Here is a 15,422-nt window from a genome sequence, read left to right as displayed (position 1 = left end):
GAGGGGCCGCGTGAACCGCTCAGTCCAGAAACCGGCGCGACCTCGCGAGCGACACGGCCTCGGCGAAGCCAAGGTGGTGACGTCGTGCGGTCACGGAGTCGGCGCGACCTCGCGGGCGGCGGCGCGGACGCGCATCGCCTTGTGCGCCAGGGCGTCGCAGAGGGCCAGCCAGCTGGCCTCGACGATGTTGCCGTGCACGCCGACGGTGGTCCAGTCGGTCTCGCGGTCGGTCGACTGCACCAGCACCCGGGTGACCGCGTCGGTGCCGTGCTCGGCGCCGCGCGTGCCGCCGGAGGTGAGGATGCGGACCTTGTAGTCGGTCAGCTCGACGTCGTCGAGCCACGGCAGGTGCGGCAGCAGCGCCCGGCGCAGCGCGGCGTCGAGGGCGTGCACCGGGCCGTTGCCCTCGGCGGTCGCGATGACCCGGTGCCCGTCGACGCGCACCTTCACCGTCGCCTCGGACACCACCTCACCGTCCGCCCGGTGGTCCAGGATCACCCGGTACGACTCCAGCTCGAACGGCACGACGGGGTGCTGCGCGGCCGGGTCCACCCCGGCGATCTCGGCGCGCAGCAGCAACTCGAAGGACGCGTCGGCGGCCTCGAACGACCAGCCGCCCGCCTCCAGTTCCTTGACCTTGCGCAACGCGTTGGTGACGGCTTCAGGCTTGCCGGCCAGGTCCACCCCGAGCTCGTGTCCCTTGAGCTCCAGGCTGGCCCGGCCGGCCATCTCGGTGACCAGTACCCGCATGTCATTGCCGACGGTGGCCGGATCGATGTGGTTGTACAGCAGCGGGTCCACCTTGATCGCGCTCGCGTGCAGGCCCGCCTTGTGGGCGAAGGCCGACGACCCGACATAGGCCTGGTGGGTGTCGGGTGCGATGTTGGCGATCTCGGCAAGGGCGTGGGAGACCCGGGTCAACTCGGCCAGCGAGCCGGTAGGCAGCGCATCGAGGCCGAGCTTGGTCACGAGATTGCCGATCACGGCGAACAGGTCGGCGTTGCCCGCCCGCTCCCCGTAACCGTTCGCGGTGCACTGGACGTGGCTCGCGCCAGCCTGTACCGCCGCGACGCTGTTGGCCACCGCGCAGGACGTGTCGTCCTGGCAGTGGATGCCCACCCGGAAACCGGTGCGGGCGATGACCTCGCGGACGGTGTCCGCCAGGCCGAGGGGCAACTGTCCCCCGTTGGTGTCGCACAGCACGGCCACGTCCGCCCCGGACTCCACCGCGGCGGTGAGCACCCGCAGCGAGCAGTCCGGGTCGAAGGCGTAGCCGTCGAAGAAGTGCTCCGCGTCGAGGAACACCCGCCGCCCCTCGCCGACGAGGAAGGACACGGTGTCGCGCACCATCGCCACGGCCTCGTCGACGTCGGTGCGCAGCGCGCGCTCGATGTGCCTGCGGTCGGACTTGGCGACGAGCGTCACGACCGGCGCCTGGGAGTCCAGCAGCGCGCGCACCTGGGGGTCCTGCGCGGCCGTCGCGCCCGCGCGGCGGGTGGAGCCGAACGCGACCAGCGCGGCGTGCTCGAGCTCGAGCTCACCCGCCGCGGCGCGGGCGAAGAACTCGGTGTCCTTGGGCAACGCGCCCGGCCAACCGCCCTCGATGAACCCGACGCCGAGCCCGTCCAGCAGCCGCGCCACGGCCAGCTTGTCGGTCACCGAGTAGGAGATGCCCTCCCGCTGGGCGCCGTCGCGCAGGGTCGTGTCGTAGACGTGGAAGGAGTCGCCGAGCGGGGTGCCTGCGGGCGTCTGGCGGGTCACGGTGTCTGCTCCTTGACGGATTTCTTGGTTCGGGCAAACAAAAAGACCCCCCGCGTAAGGTGCGAGAGGTCTGCGCGCTGGGCTCTTGAGGGAGCTACCCAGCGCGCTGGTCAATAATGATGACGAAGAGTGCCACGAACGCATAGTGGCACAGTGGACTTCCCCCGGTCCACTCCACGGACCTTGAGTCCCACTTTCCGGGAAAGGTTACCGCCCGCAAACGCCAGGAAGGCCGCCCCGGTCGGGAGCGGCCTTCCTTGGTTCGCTTGGCTTCGCGGCTGGTCAGCCGGTCTTCGCGTTGGAGGACACGAGTGCCGCGAGCCGGTCGCCGATGGCGAAGGTGCCACCGGGCGAGCCGTGGTCGCGGGTCGCCAGGTCGAAGGCGACCGAGGCCTCGATGCGCCGGGCCGCCTCCACCTCACCCAGGTGGTCGAGCAGCAGCGCCACCGACAGCACGGCGGCCGTCGGGTCGGCGATGCCCTGGCCCGCGATGTCCGGCGCGCTGCCGTGCACGGGCTCGAACATGCTCGGGTTGCGGCGGGTGATGTCCAGGTTGCCGCTGGCGGCCAGCCCGATGCCGCCGGTGACCGCCGCCGCCAGGTCGGTGAGGATGTCGCCGAACAGGTTGTCGGTGACGATCACGTCGAAGCGGGTGGGGTCGGTCACCATGTGGATGGTGGTGGCGTCCACGTGCTGGTACGCGACGGTCACGTCCGGGTGCTGCAACGACACCTCTTCGACCACACGCGACCACAGCGACCCGGCGTGCGTGAGCACGTTGGTCTTGTGCACCAGCGTGAGGTGCTTGCGCGGGCGCGAGGACGCGCGGGTGAACGCGTCGCGCACCACCCGCTCGACGCCGAAGGAGGTGTTGACGCTCACCTCCGTGGCGATCTCGTGCGGAGTGTCCTTTCGCAACAGTCCGCCGTTGCCCGCGTACAAGCCCTCGGTGCCCTCGCGGACCACGATCATGTCGATCTCGCCGGGGTCGGCGATCGGGCTCTTCACGCCGGGGTAGAGCCGCGCCGGGCGCAGGTTCACGTGGTGGTCGAGCTCGAACCGCAGGCGCAGCAGCAGGCCGCGCTCCAGGATGCCGCTGGGCACCGAGGGGTCGCCGACCGCGCCGAGCAGGATGGCGTCGTGTTCGCGCAGCTCCGCGAGCACGGACTCCGGCAGGAGCTCCCCGGTCGCGTGCCACCTCGCCGCGCCGAGGTCGTATCGAGTGATCTCCGCGGTCGGAACGACCTCACCTAGCACCTTCAGCGCCTCGGCGATCACTTCCGGCCCGATCCCGTCACCTGGGATCACCGCGAGCCGCATGCACACACCTCCCGGGTATCGGCCCGAACTGTCAGGGCCTGGTAGTCGAGGGAAGGCTACCGGCAAGCCGTCCGTTCGCCGCACCTCGCCACCCCTCTGGGTGGACTTTCTCCGCCACATCGACCCCCGGTTAACACGAACGGTGCCCGGATCGGTTGGTCGCCAACCGTTTCGGGCACCGCGTGCCGTTTCGAGTTGCATCCCAGCCAGTGGGCTGGGACGGCGCGCGGGTGGACCGGTCAAGCCCGGCCACCCGCGCGATCCACTCCCCCGGGTCTCAGCCGAAGTCGACCGAGCGGACGATGGTGGCGCCGATCGAGGCGCCGATGGACTCCAGCACCGACTTGTCGACCGCGCGGTCCACGCGCAGCAGCATGACCGCGTCGGTGCCCTTGGTGGTCTGGCTGATCTGCGCGGCGTCGATGTTCACGCCCGCCTCGCCGAGCAGGGTGCCGACGGTGCCCATCACGCCGGGGCGCTCCGGGTACTCCAGCAGCACGACGTCGCCCTCGGCGCGCAGGTCGAAGGAGCGGCCGTGCACCTCGACCAGCTTCTCCACCTGGCCGAGGCCGGACAGGGTGCCGCTGACGGTGACCGCGGTGCCCTCGGGGTAGACCGCGCGCAGGGTGACCACGCTGCGGTGGTTGAGGCTCTCGCTCTCCTTGGCCACCTCGACCGTGACGCCGAGGGTCTCGGCCAGCCGCGGCGCGTTGACGAAGGTCACCTGGTCCTCGACGATGTCGGCGAACACGCCGCGCAGCGCGGCCAGCGGCAGGATCGAGACGTCCTCAGTGGACAGTTCGCCGCGGACCAGCACGGTGATCGAGGTCGGCGCCTTGCCGCCCAGCGCGGACACCACGGTGCCCAGCTTCTGCACCAGCGGCAGGAACGGGCGGACCTCCTCGCCGACGGCGCCACCGGCCACGTTGACCGCGTCCGGCACGAAGTCGCCGCTGAGCGCGAGCCGGACCGAGTGCGCCACGTCGGTGCCCGCGCGGTCCTGGGCCTCGGCGGTGGAGGCGCCCAGGTGCGGGGTGACGACGATGCCGGGCACGCCGAACAGCACGCTGTCGGTGGTCGGCTCCTTGCTGTAGACGTCCACGCCCGCGCCGCCGACCTGGCCGCTGCGCACCGCGTCGGCCAGCGCCTGCTCGTCGATGAGGCCGCCGCGGGCGGCGTTGACGATGATGACGCCCTTCTTGGTCTTGGCCAGCGCCTCGGCGTTGAGCAGGCCCTTGGTCTCCGGGGTCTTCGGCAGGTGCACGGAGATCACGTCGGCGCGGGCGAGCAGCTCGTCGAGCTCGACCAGCTCGATGCCCAGCTGCGCGGCGCGCGCGGCGGAGGCGTACGGGTCGTAGGCGATGAGCGTGGTGCCGAAGCCCGCGAGGCGCTGGGCGAACAGCTGCCCGATCTTGCCGAGGCCGACCACGCCGACGGTCTTGCCCAGCAGCTCCACACCGGAGAACTTGCTGCGCTTCCACTCGCCGTCCTGCAGCGTGGCGTGCGCGGCCGGGATCTGGCGGGCGGTGGCCAGCAGCAGCGCGACGGCGTGCTCGGCGGCCGAGACGATGTTGGAGGTGGGCGCGTTGACGACCATCACACCGCGGTCGGTCGCGGCGGGCACGTCGACGTTGTCGAGGCCGACACCGGCGCGGGCGACGACCTTGAGCGTGTCGGTCGCCTTGAGCACCTCGGCGTCGACCTGGGTCGCGGACCGCACGAGCAGCGCGTCCGCCCCGGCCACCGCGGCCAGCAGGGCGGGCCGGTCGGTGCCGTCGACGTGGCGGACCTCGAACTCGGTACCGAAGACGTCGAGCACGGACGGCGCGAGCTTCTCGGCGATGAGGACGACGGGGCGGCTCGAAGTAGTCACGCTGCGACTCCTGGGCTGGAAGAGCATAGGTGTGGGAGTTCGGTTACGACGCTGTAACCAGAGACCTCGAGTCTAGGCCGGAGACTGAACCGTTCAACCGCTGGGTGAGTCAGGTGTCACATCCCCGCGACCTACTCGCCGATCACCGGTGGGGCGGTGAAGTCGGCGTTGCCGAACACCTCGTCGTAGTCCCCCTCGACGAGGTACGAGGGCCGCTTCTTCACCTGGTCCTTGGCCAACGGCGGCTCCTCCCCCACCGGCGCCTTGGGCGCGACGGGGGTGAGCCCGGTGGGGTACGCACCGGATCCGGCGGGCCCGAAGGAGTAGTCCCCCGACGGACCGAAAGCGACATCAGCCACCGGATCGGGCGAATCCGGGAACACGTGCACCGGCGGATCGCCGACGGGTTCACGTCGCACGACCGGATTCATCCCGGTACGCGAGGGCGGATTCCCACCGGGCGGCCCGAGTGGACGGTTCGGCCCGACGGGGACCGGATTGGCGCCGGTCCGCGACGGCGCCACGGGCGACATCCCGACCTGGGACCCCGGCCCCGCGGGTGGCCGCACCGGAACCATCCCCGCCTGCGACGGCGGCTCCACCCGTGCGGGCCCGCGCGGGTTCGGCTGCGACGCGGTGCCGGGTGGGCGCCGCACCGGCGGCATGCCCGTCATCGAGGGTGGGTGCCCGGTGCCTGCCTGGCCGGGCCGCGGGCCGGATAAGTCCGGCCCGGGAACAGGCAGCATCCCGGACACCGAGGGCGGCCCCCCGCTCGGCGGCCGGGTGGCGGGATTCGGCGGACTCAGCGCGGTGGTGGCCGGTGTCTCGTCCAGAGCCGACGGCGGCTGCTTCCCGGGGCGCAGGACGGAGGTGGCCGGAGCCTCCTCGGACAGCGCGGACACCGGGAGCATCCCGGAGAGCGAGGGAGGATCCGCGGGCTTCGGCTGCCTGCGCAACTCGACCGTGGGCCGCATGGAAGTCGTGCGATTCGGCGGGGCCAAGGCCGAGGGAGGGGTGGGGTTGTCGCCACCGGCCGGGGCTGCTCCGTCGGCAGGCGGTACGGGTGTCGCGGGGATGCCGAAACCACCGCTGGAGCTGCCCGGACGGTCCCTGGGCAAACCGTGCCCGGGAGCGGCGGGAGCAGCATCTGACCCATCACCGCCGGGACGGCGGAAGCCACCAGTGGAACTGCCCGGTCGCGCGGGTGGTGAACCTTGGCCCGCAGCGGAGGTGAAGGGCGGGACAGGCCCGCCAGGAGCGGTATTCGATCTATCGACGGAATTGCCGGGCGATGCCCCCGGAACATTCTCGGGAAAACCGTGCCCGGCCGCACTGGGCGGTACAGGCCCACCAGAAGCGGAACCCGTACCACCGCCTGGGACGCCGAACCCGCCGGTGAACGTGCCCGGCTGCCCGGAAGACCCGCCTTGACCCGTGGTGGAAGGGAAAGGCCGGACGGTAGGCGGGATAGGCCCGCCGGAAGCAGAACCCGCGCCATCGCGGGGAATACCGAAACCGCCGGTGGTAGAGCTCAGCCGCTCGGACGGTAAACCCTGACCAGCGGCGGAAGGGAAAGGCTGAGCGACAGGCCCGCCAGGAGCTGCGTTCGGCCCGTCAGCAGAAGTATCGGAGAAGGCATGCCCAGCCGCACCCGGCGGCACAACACCACCAGAAGCGGAACCCGCACCACCGCCGGGAACACCGAAACCGCCGGTGGCGGGGCTCGGCCGCGCAAACGGTGAGCCTTGACCCGCGGCAGAGGGAAGGGGTGGGACAGGTCCACCTGGAGCGGCATTCGACCCACCAGCGGAGATACCGGGAAAACCGCGCCCAGCCGAGCCAGGCGGTACAGCACCACCGGAGGCAGAACCCGCGCCGTCACGGGGAACGCCGAAACCGCCCGTGGCTGGGTCCGGGCGCTCAGGCGGTGAACCCTGACCCGCAGCCGAGAGAAAAGACGGGACAGGCCCACCGGGAGCGGCACTCGACCCACCAGCGGAGATACCGGGAAAACCGCGCCCAGCCGAGCCAGGCGGTACAGCACCACCGGAGACGGAACCCACACCATCGCCGGGAACGCCGAAACCGCCCGTGGCAGGGCCCGACCGATCAGGCAGTGAACCTTGACCCGCAGCCGAGCGGAAAGGCGGTACGGGTCCGCTGGGAGCGGCGTTCGGCCCACCGGCCGAAGTGCCGGGGAAACCTCGCCCAGCCGAGCCGTGCGGCGCGGCTCCGGCGGGAGGGGAACCCGCAACGCCGAAGCCGCCGGTGAACGTGCCCGGCTGGCCCGGAGGCGCGCCTTGACCCGTGGTGGAAGGGAAAGGGCGGGCGGGAGGCGGGACGGGTCCGCCGGGAGCGGGGGCGGCCCGGGTGCCGAAGCCGCCGGTGAAGGTGCCCGGGCTGTGTCCCGCGGCGGGGGCAGGTCTTCCGGGTGGAACGGGACCCGGGGTGGGGATGCCGGGTGCGCCTGCGAAGGGCGGGTGGCCGGGTGGGGCGGGGATTGGGGTGCCGGGGCCGGTGGGGGGTGCCTCGCCGGGTGGGCGGGCCGTGGGGTCGGCCAGGGCCTCCGGGGGGATCCAGACGTTCGCGGGGACGTCCGGTGACGGGTCCGGCTCGGTCCACACCGGCCGGGCATGGCGGCCCGGGTCGCGGGGGTCCGCGCCGGGGGCGGTCACCACGGCTCGTCGAACTCCCCGGCCTTGGCGCCCTCCACGAAGGCGTCCCACTCCGATTCGGTGAAGACCAGCACGGTGTCCTCCGGTCCGGTGTACTTCGAGTTCCGCATCGCGATGTAGGTCTTCCCGTCGTTGTGGGGAACGAACGCGATCTCCACGTACTCGCCGTCCGGGTCGGCGTCCGGCTCGGCGGCGCGCTGCCACTCCGCCTTGGACAGGTCCAACTGGCCGCGGACCTCGGCCTTGTCATCGTAGATGGGGGCGCTCGCCATCACGTCTCCTCGCTGGGACTTGATCGGGGTGGTGCCGGGGATCAGGTATACCGCAGTGCGCCAGCCCGCCACGCACGCACCGTGTCTTTACCGCCGCCGGTTGGTCGCGGTGAGTAGCCTGAGCGCCGTGACCTCGTATTTCCGCCGCTACCTGCGCGGCGAACGCGGCGAGGTCTGGGACGACCTGCGCGCCCTGGGCCCCGTCCCCGACGACCTCGCCGAGGACGTCGCGGCCGTCGCCGACGAGACCATGCTGCGCGTCGGCCAGCACGTGGCCCGCATCGCCGCGGCGCTGCCCGAGCTGGGGTGGACCTGCTCCGACCGCCAGGTGGACCCCCACCTACCGCCCACCGACGGCGACCGCGCGATGGCCGAGTCGCTGGCGGAGAAGGTCGGCGGCCTGCCGTACGCCCTGGAGGCCTGCTTCCGCCGCGTCGGCCACGTCTGGTTCGCGGGCGACTGCGAGGCCCTGCTGCTGACCTACCACCAGGAGCCCGCGCCCCACGGCGAACCGCCCAGCCCCGAGTACCCCGACCCGCTGTGCCTGGGCAACGCCTACGCCCTGCACAGCGAGTGGCAGGACTACGGCCACGAACCGGAGTTCGCCTTCGCCCTGGCCCCGGACGAGTACCACAAGGCGAACACCAGCGGCGCCACCCACGACATCGCGCTGCCGTCGTCGGTCGCGGACCCGGTGCTGGCGGGTGTGGCGGGCAGGCCGGGCATCACCCTCGTGGAATACCTGCGGGAATCGGTCCGCTGGGGCGGTTTCCCCGGCTATTCCTTCGCCCCGGACCTGGCACCCGCCGCCCTCATCACCCTGCGCTGCGACCCGGATTTCTGACGCGCGGGCGGGCGCGGGTTCGCCTCCGGCCCCCGGAATCGAATTCCACCGGCCGGAACCGACGAGTTCGGCCGAAGACGATCAAGCCTGTGGACAACTCCGCGGTGAGTTGCGGACCGGCAAACAAGAAGGGGGAGGGGCCCAGTGCGCGGACCCCTCCCCCAGCGACAACCGAAGATCAGGCCGTCTCGGTGATCGGCCGGTCGATCCACGACATCAACCCGCGGAGCTTGGCGCCGGTCTCCTCGATCGGGTGCTTGGCGCCCTCCTCCTGGAGCCGCGTGTAGTTGGCGCGGCCGGAGACGTCCTCCTCGACCCACTCGCGGGCGAAGGTGCCGTCCTGGATCTCGCCCAGGATCTTCTTCATCTCCGCCTTCACCGCGGGCGTGATGACGCGCGGGCCGCGGGTGAGGTCGCCGTACTCGGCGGTGTCGGAGATGGAGTAGCGCTGGCGGGCGATGCCGCCCTCGTACATCAGGTCGACGATCAGCTTGAGCTCGTGCAGCACCTCGAAGTACGCGATCTCCGGGGCGTACCCGGCCTCGGTCAGCACCTCGAACCCGGCCTGCACCAGCGCCGACGCGCCACCGCAGAGGACGGCCTGCTCACCGAACAGGTCGGTCTCGGTCTCCTCGGTGAAGGTCGTCTTGATGACGCCCGCGCGCGCGCCGCCGATGGCCGCCGCGTACGACAGGGCCAGCGCCTGCGCGCCGCCGGTGGCGTCCTGGTGCACCGCGATCAGCGCGGGGACGCCCTTGCCGTCGACGAACTGGCGGCGGACCAGGTGACCCGGGCCCTTCGGCGCGACCATGGCCACGTCGACGCCCGCCGGGGGCTTGATCAGGTCGTAGCGGATGTTGAAGCCGTGGCCGAAGAACAGCGCGTCGCCGTCCTTGAGGTTGGGCTCGATGTCGTCGGCGTAGATGAAGCGCTGCTTGGTGTCCGGCGCCAGCACCATGATCAGGTCGGCTTCGGCGGACGCCTCGGCCGGGCTGAGCACGCGCAGGCCCTGCTCCTCGGCCTTGGCGCGGGACTTGGAGCCCTCGGGCAGTCCGATGCGGACGTCCACACCGGAGTCGCGCAGGCTCAGCGCGTGCGCGTGGCCCTGGCTGCCGTAGCCGATGACGGCGACCTTGCGTCCCTGGATGATGCTCAGGTCGGCGTCTGCGTCGTAGAAGATCTCGACGGACATGGGGTGTGGCTACCTTTCTGGTGACTATCTAGCGGACCGCGGTTGCGGTGATGGAGCGGGGGCCGCGACCGATCGCGACCATGCCGGACTGCACCATCTCCCGGACCCCGTAGGGCTCGAGCATGCGCAGCAGCGCCTCTATCTTGTCGGCGGTGCCCGTGGCCTCGATGGTCAGCGCCTCCGGGGAGACGTCGACCACCTTGGCGCGGAACAGCTGCACGGTCTCCAGGACCTGGCTGCGCACGGTGGCGTCGGCGCGGACCTTGACCAGCAGCAGTTCCCGCTGCACCGCGGCGGACGGCTCCAGCTCCACGATCTTGATCACGTTGATCAGCTTGTTGAGCTGCTTGGTGACCTGCTCCAGCGGCAGGTCCTCGACGGCGACCACGATGGTCATCCGGGACACGTCCGGGTGCTCGGTGGCCCCGACCGCCAGCGACTCGATGTTGAACCCGCGCCGGGAGAACAGGCCCGCGACCCGGGCGAGCACGCCGGGCTTGTTCTCCACCAGCACGCTCAAGGTGTGGGTGCTCATGATCCCTTCCCCGCCGCGTCAGTCTTCGTCGAACAGCGGCCGGATGCCGCGCGCGGCCATGATCTCGTCGTTGCCGGTGCCCGCGGCGACCATCGGCCACACCTGGGCGTCCTTGCCGACCACGAAGTCCACCACGACCGGGCGGTCGTTGATGGCCATCGCCCGGTGGATCACCGAGTCGACGTCCTCCCTGGTCTCGCAGCGCAGCCCGGCGCAGCCCAGGGCCTCGGCCAGCAGGGTGAAGTCCGGGATGCGGTGCTTGTGCGTGCCGAGGTCGGTCTGCGAGTAGCGCTCGCTGTAGAACAGGTTCTGCCACTGCCGGACCATGCCGAGGTTGCCGTTGTTGATGACCGCGACCTTGATCGGCGCGCCCTCGATGGCGCAGGTGGCCAGTTCCTGGTTGGTCATCTGGAAGCAGCCGTCGCCGTCGATGGCCCACACCGTGGTGCCGGGCATGCCGAACTTGGCGCCCATGGCCGCGGGGACCGCGTAGCCCATGGTGCCGAGGCCGCCGGAGTTGAGCCAGGTGCGCGGGTTCTCGTAGCGGATGTGCTGCGCGGCCCACATCTGGTGCTGGCCGACGCCCGCGGTGTAGATCGACTCGGGGCCCGCGATGCGGCCGATGCGCTCGATGACGTACTGCGGCGACAGCGTGCCGTCGTCGGGCCACTCGTAGCCCAGCGGGAACGTGGTGCGCCAGGAGTCCAGCGTCGTCCACCACGGCGCGAGGTCGGCGGTGCCGTTGGCCCGCTCGGCCTTCACCGCGCCGATCAGCTCGACCAGGATCTCCTTGCAGTCGCCCACGATCGGCACGTCCGCGCGGCGGTTCTTGGAGATCTCGGCGGGGTCGATGTCGGCGTGCACGACCGCGGCGTCGGGGGCGAAGCTGTTCAGCACGCCGGTGACCCGGTCGTCGAACCGGGCGCCGAGGGCGACCAGCAGGTCCGAGCGCTGCATCGCGCCGACGGCGGGCACGGTGCCGTGCATGCCGGGCATGCCGAGGTGCTGCTTGTGCGAGTCCGGGAACGCGCCGCGGGCCATCAGCGTGGTGACGACCGGGATGCCGGTCAGCTCGGCCAGTTCGAGCAGCTCGGCCGCCGCGTCGGCCTTGATCACGCCGCCGCCGACGTAGAGCACCGGGCGCTTGGCCGCGCAGATCAGCTTGGCCGCCTCGCGCACCTGCTTGCCGTGCGGGCGGGTGGTCGGCCGGTAGCCGGGCAGCCGCAGCTCCGGCGGCCAGGTGAAGGAGGTCTGCTCCTGCAGCACGTCCTTGGGGATGTCGACCAGGACCGGGCCGGGGCGACCGGTCTTCGCGAGGTGGAACGCCTCGGCGATCGTGCGCGGGATGTCGGCCGGGTCGGTGACCAGGAAGTTGTGCTTGGTGACCGGCAGCGTGATGCCGCAGATGTCGGCTTCCTGGAAGGCGTCGGTGCCGATCAGCGCGCGGGTCTGCTGGCCGGTGATGGCCACGATCGGCACGGAGTCCATGTTCGCGTCGGCCAGCGGGGTGACCAGGTTCGTCGCACCGGGGCCCGAGGTGGCCATGCACACGCCGACCTTGCCGGTGGCCTGCGCGTAGCCGGTGGCCGCGTGGCCCGCGCCCTGCTCGTGGCGGACCAGCACGTGGCGGACCTTGGTGGAGTCCAGCAGCGGGTCGTAGGCGGGCAGGATGGTGCCGCCCGGGATGCCGAAGACGATCTCGACGCCCACCGCCTCGAGCGACCTGACGAGCGACTGCGCGCCAGTCACCCGGACGGGTGTTCCGGACGGCGGCGCAGGCTTGGGCCGGGCAGGCTGCGCGGTGGCGGCCGCCGTCCCCGGGTTCGCTGCGGCCGGGGTGGGCCGCGATGTTGCGCTGGTCATCGGTTCTGCCTCGTGGCTCGGAGGTGTTCGGGTTTCGGGAGTGTCGGAAGTCGGACTGTCGGTGGTGCGAATACGGGCCTGGACACAAAAAAGCCCCCGTCGACCTCTACAGGTCGCACGAGGGTCGCGCGTTCGACGCGGGGCGGGTTCTTCCGTCAGCGTCGAACGCGCGGCGGAAGTACGAGAATGGACTGAGCGGGCACCCCCCAGACGTTAGTGCGTTCGGGGTAGAGCGTCAACTCTGCGGGACAGCGCTCCCGGATGGTGGACGCCACGTCCCCCGCCCGGGCGCCCCGGACGAGGTCGTCGAACCCGGTGGGTGCACCATCTAGGGGTGTCCGAGCAGCCAACGGTGCCGTCCCGCCTCGTGTTCCGCATACCGACCATCACCGTGCTGGCGGCGCTGCTGTTCGCGATCTGCGCCACCCCGGTCGCGTTCGGCGCGCCCGGTCTCGCCGTGGTCTACGTGATCCCCATCGCGGCGATCGCCTGGGTGTTACGCGTCCGCACGGTCGCCGACGCGGAGGGGCTGACGGTCCGGCAGGTCGTGGGCTCGCGGAAGCTGGCCTGGGACTCGCTCAAGGGCCTGCGGCTGACCGGCAAGGGCGCGGTGCGCGCGGTGCTCGACGACGAGCGCGAGGTCGCGCTGCCGTCCGTGCGAGTACGCCACCTGCCCGCGCTCTCCCTCGTGAGCGGCGGTCGGTTGGCGGACCCCACGGTCGCGCCCGAGGCGGAGGACACCCCAGAGGACGTGGCACCCGACGCTGTGGACAACCCGGAGACCGGGTCGCGGGCAGCGGAGTAACCTGGACGGCACCGCTCCCTCCCCCAGGCCCCCACCAGGTGCCGCGTCACCCGAACCGAGATCGACTTTGGAGGAGCCGTGCCAGCGCTGCGCTCCCGCACCACCACCCACGGCCGCAACGCCGCCGGGGCCCGATCCCTGTGGCGCGCCACGGGGATGACCGACAGCGACTTCGGCAAGCCCATCGTGGCCATCGCCAACTCGTACACCCAGTTCGTGCCGGGGCACGTGCACCTGCGCGACCTCGGCGACATCGTGGCCGAGGCGATCCGCGCGGCGGGCGGCGTGCCGCGGGAGTTCCACACCATCGCCGTCGACGACGGCATCGCCATGGGGCACAGCGGGATGCTGTACTCGCTGCCCTCGCGGGAGATCATCGCGGACTCCGTGGAGTACATGGTGAACGCGCACCAGGCGGACGCGCTGGTGTGCATCTCCAACTGCGACAAGATCACCCCGGGCATGCTCAACGCCGCGCTGCGGATCAACATCCCGGTGGTGTTCGTCTCGGGTGGACCGATGGAGGCGGGCAAGGCCGTGGTGGTGGGCGGCGTCGCCCACCCGTCCAGCGACCTGATCACCACCATCTCCGCGTCGGCGAACTCGTCGGTGGACGAGGGCGCGCTCGGCGAGGTCGAGCGCTCCGCCTGCCCGACCTGCGGCTCGTGCTCGGGCATGTTCACCGCGAACTCGATGAACTGCCTCACCGAGGCGCTCGGCCTGGCGCTGCCGGGCAACGGGTCGACGCTGGCCACGCACGCGGCCCGGCGCGACCTGTTCACCCGCGCGGGCACCACGGTCGTGGAGTTGTGCAAGCGCTGGTACGGCGAGGACGACGAGACGGCCCTGCCGCGCACCATCGCCGACCGCGCCGCCTTCGAGAACGCGATGGCGCTGGACATGGCGATGGGCGGGTCGACGAACACCGTCCTGCACATCCTGGCGGCGGCCCAGGAGGGTGAGATCGACTTCACCCTGGCCGACATCGACGCGATCTCCCGGCGCGTGCCGTGCCTGTCGAAGGTGTCGCCGAACTCCGACTACCACATGGAAGACGTGCACCGGGCGGGCGGTATCCCCGCCATCCTCGGTGAGCTGTGGCGCGGCGGGCTGCTGAACACGGACGTGCGCTCGGTGCACTCGCCGACGCTGGCGCAGTGGCTGTCCGACTGGGACATCCGCGGCGCCGCGCCGACGGCCGAGGCGGTCGAGCTGTTCCACGCCGCCCCCGGCGGTGTCCGCACCACGCAGGCGTTCTCCACGTCGAACCGGTGGTCGTCGCTCGACACCGACGCCGCGGCGGGCTGCATCCACGACGTCGAACACGCCTTCACCGCCGACGGCGGCCTGGCCGTGCTGCACGGCAACCTGGCCGAGGCGGGTGCCGTCATCAAGTCGGCGGGCATCGACGAGGACCTGTTCGTCTTCGAGGGCCCGGCGCGGGTGGTGGAGAGCCAGGAGCAGGCCGTCTCGGTGATCCTGGGCAAGCAGATCCAGCCCGGCGAGGTCCTGGTCGTCCGGTACGAGGGCCCGGCGGGCGGGCCGGGGATGCAGGAGATGCTGCACCCCACGGCGTTCCTGAAGGGCGCGGGCCTGGGCAAGAAGTGCGCCCTCATCACCGACGGCCGCTTCTCGGGCGGCTCCTCGGGCCTGTCCGTCGGCCACATCTCCCCGGAGGCGGCGGGCGGCGGCACGATCGGCCTGGTGGAGGACGGCGACCGGATCCGGATCGACGTGCACCAGCGGTCGCTCGAACTGCTGGTCGCCCCGGAGGTCCTGGCCGAGCGGCGGGCGAAGATGGACACGAGCGAGCGGCCGTGGCAGCCGAAGGACCGCGTCCGCCCGATCACCGCCGCCCTCCGCGCCTACGCCCGCATGGCGACCGACGCCTCGACCGGAGCCGTCCGCGACCCGTCGCGCTAGCCCCGGAGCACCCGACGCGGACGCGGCCGGTTCGGACTCGGGTCCGGACCGGCCGCTTCGGTTCGCGAGCAGGAACCGATGCCGAATCCGACCCCCGACCCGCCTCGAACACGCGCGTCCTCGGGCAGCGATCCCAACCGGCTCACGCACCCGGAACGCCGGAACACGAGCCCTCGCACCCTTGCCTTCCGCAGCCTGGCGATCCGCCGACCATCACCAGGTCGGCCCCTCGGACGCGTGCCCGGCTCACGCCCCTGGAGGCGGCGAGTTCCCATTTGCCGTAGAACCAAGAACAGCGAAGGCCGACGGAACCGGCGATGATGCCGTGCGCAGAACGGCGCCCTCCTGGCTGCTCTCGT

The 15,422-nt window shown here is 71.6% G+C and carries 11 protein-coding genes; 3 read left to right on the top strand and 8 right to left on the bottom strand.

Annotation, left to right across the window (positions count from 1 at the left end; translation table 11 throughout):
- Positions 1-90: 90 nt before the first annotated feature.
- The 5 genes from cimA to CLV40_RS27960 form a co-directional block, all read right to left on the bottom strand.
- Positions 91-1,761 (bottom strand): citramalate synthase, encoded by a 1,671-nt coding sequence (cimA, locus tag CLV40_RS27980; RefSeq protein ID WP_104481991.1) that lies wholly within the window; start codon positions 1,759-1,761, stop codon positions 91-93.
- 282 nt (positions 1,762-2,043) lie between these two features.
- Positions 2,044-3,081, bottom strand: a complete 1,038-nt coding sequence (locus CLV40_RS27975) for a 3-isopropylmalate dehydrogenase (RefSeq protein WP_104481990.1) — start codon at positions 3,079-3,081, stop codon at positions 2,044-2,046.
- 277 nt (positions 3,082-3,358) lie between these two features.
- On the bottom strand, positions 3,359-4,954 hold the full coding sequence (gene serA / locus CLV40_RS27970) for a phosphoglycerate dehydrogenase (protein WP_104481989.1): 1,596 nt from the start codon (positions 4,952-4,954) through the stop codon (positions 3,359-3,361).
- A 131-nt stretch (positions 4,955-5,085) separates the two neighbouring features.
- Positions 5,086-5,373, bottom strand: a complete 288-nt coding sequence (locus CLV40_RS27965) for a hypothetical protein (RefSeq protein WP_104481988.1) — start codon at positions 5,371-5,373, stop codon at positions 5,086-5,088.
- 2,252 nt (positions 5,374-7,625) lie between these two features.
- Positions 7,626-7,901 carry a DUF397 domain-containing protein gene (locus CLV40_RS27960; protein ID WP_104481987.1) on the bottom strand — a complete coding sequence of 92 codons (276 nt, stop codon included), beginning with the start codon at positions 7,899-7,901 and terminating at the stop codon, positions 7,626-7,628.
- 127 nt (positions 7,902-8,028) lie between these two features.
- On the opposite strand from CLV40_RS27960, the gene CLV40_RS27955 reads away from it, so the two are divergent.
- The gene (locus tag CLV40_RS27955) at positions 8,029-8,745 is read left to right on the top strand and encodes a hypothetical protein (protein WP_104481986.1); all 717 of its coding nucleotides are present in this window, start codon (positions 8,029-8,031) and stop codon (positions 8,743-8,745) included.
- A 178-nt stretch (positions 8,746-8,923) separates the two neighbouring features.
- On the opposite strand, the gene ilvC is transcribed toward CLV40_RS27955, so the two are convergent.
- The 3 genes from ilvC to CLV40_RS27940 are packed head-to-tail and all read right to left on the bottom strand — an operon-like array spanning position 8,924 to position 12,335.
- Positions 8,924-9,937: a ketol-acid reductoisomerase gene (gene ilvC, locus CLV40_RS27950; RefSeq protein ID WP_104481985.1), complete on the bottom strand. Its 1,014-nt coding sequence runs from the start codon at positions 9,935-9,937 to the stop codon at positions 8,924-8,926.
- Positions 9,938-9,965: 28 nt separating this feature from the next.
- Positions 9,966-10,472, bottom strand: coding sequence for an acetolactate synthase small subunit (ilvN, locus tag CLV40_RS27945; RefSeq protein ID WP_104481984.1), 507 nt, complete (start codon positions 10,470-10,472; stop codon positions 9,966-9,968).
- A gap of 18 nt (positions 10,473-10,490) precedes the next feature.
- On the bottom strand, positions 10,491-12,335 hold the full coding sequence (locus CLV40_RS27940) for an acetolactate synthase large subunit (protein WP_104481983.1): 1,845 nt from the start codon (positions 12,333-12,335) through the stop codon (positions 10,491-10,493).
- A 334-nt stretch (positions 12,336-12,669) separates the two neighbouring features.
- Here CLV40_RS27940 and CLV40_RS27935 point away from each other — a divergent pair, with 334 nt between their 5' ends.
- Complete coding sequence (locus CLV40_RS27935) at positions 12,670-13,140, top strand: PH domain-containing protein (RefSeq protein WP_104481982.1); 471 nt, start codon at positions 12,670-12,672, stop codon at positions 13,138-13,140.
- A gap of 78 nt (positions 13,141-13,218) precedes the next feature.
- The gene (ilvD, locus tag CLV40_RS27930; protein WP_104481981.1) at positions 13,219-15,063 is read left to right on the top strand and encodes a dihydroxy-acid dehydratase; all 1,845 of its coding nucleotides are present in this window, start codon (positions 13,219-13,221) and stop codon (positions 15,061-15,063) included.
- The last annotated feature ends 359 nt before the right edge of the window (positions 15,064-15,422 follow it).

This window comes from Actinokineospora auranticolor (assembly GCF_002934265.1).
GTDB lineage: Bacteria > Actinomycetota > Actinomycetes > Mycobacteriales > Pseudonocardiaceae > Actinokineospora > Actinokineospora auranticolor.
The sequence above is the reverse complement of the archived record's forward strand: the minus strand, read 5'-3'. Positions and strand labels throughout refer to the sequence as shown.

Coding starts and splice junctions, on each gene's coding strand:
- CLV40_RS27975 (WP_104481990.1), bottom strand. CDS start 3,081: ATGCGGCTCGCGGTGATCCCAGGTGACGGGATCGGGCCGGAAGTGATC.
- CLV40_RS27960 (WP_104481987.1), bottom strand. CDS start 7,901: ATGGCGAGCGCCCCCATCTACGATGACAAGGCCGAGGTCCGCGGCCAG.
- ilvC (WP_104481985.1), bottom strand. CDS start 9,937: ATGTCCGTCGAGATCTTCTACGACGCAGACGCCGACCTGAGCATCATC.
- ilvN (WP_104481984.1), bottom strand. CDS start 10,472: ATGAGCACCCACACCTTGAGCGTGCTGGTGGAGAACAAGCCCGGCGTG.
- CLV40_RS27940 (WP_104481983.1), bottom strand. CDS start 12,335: ATGACCAGCGCAACATCGCGGCCCACCCCGGCCGCAGCGAACCCGGGG.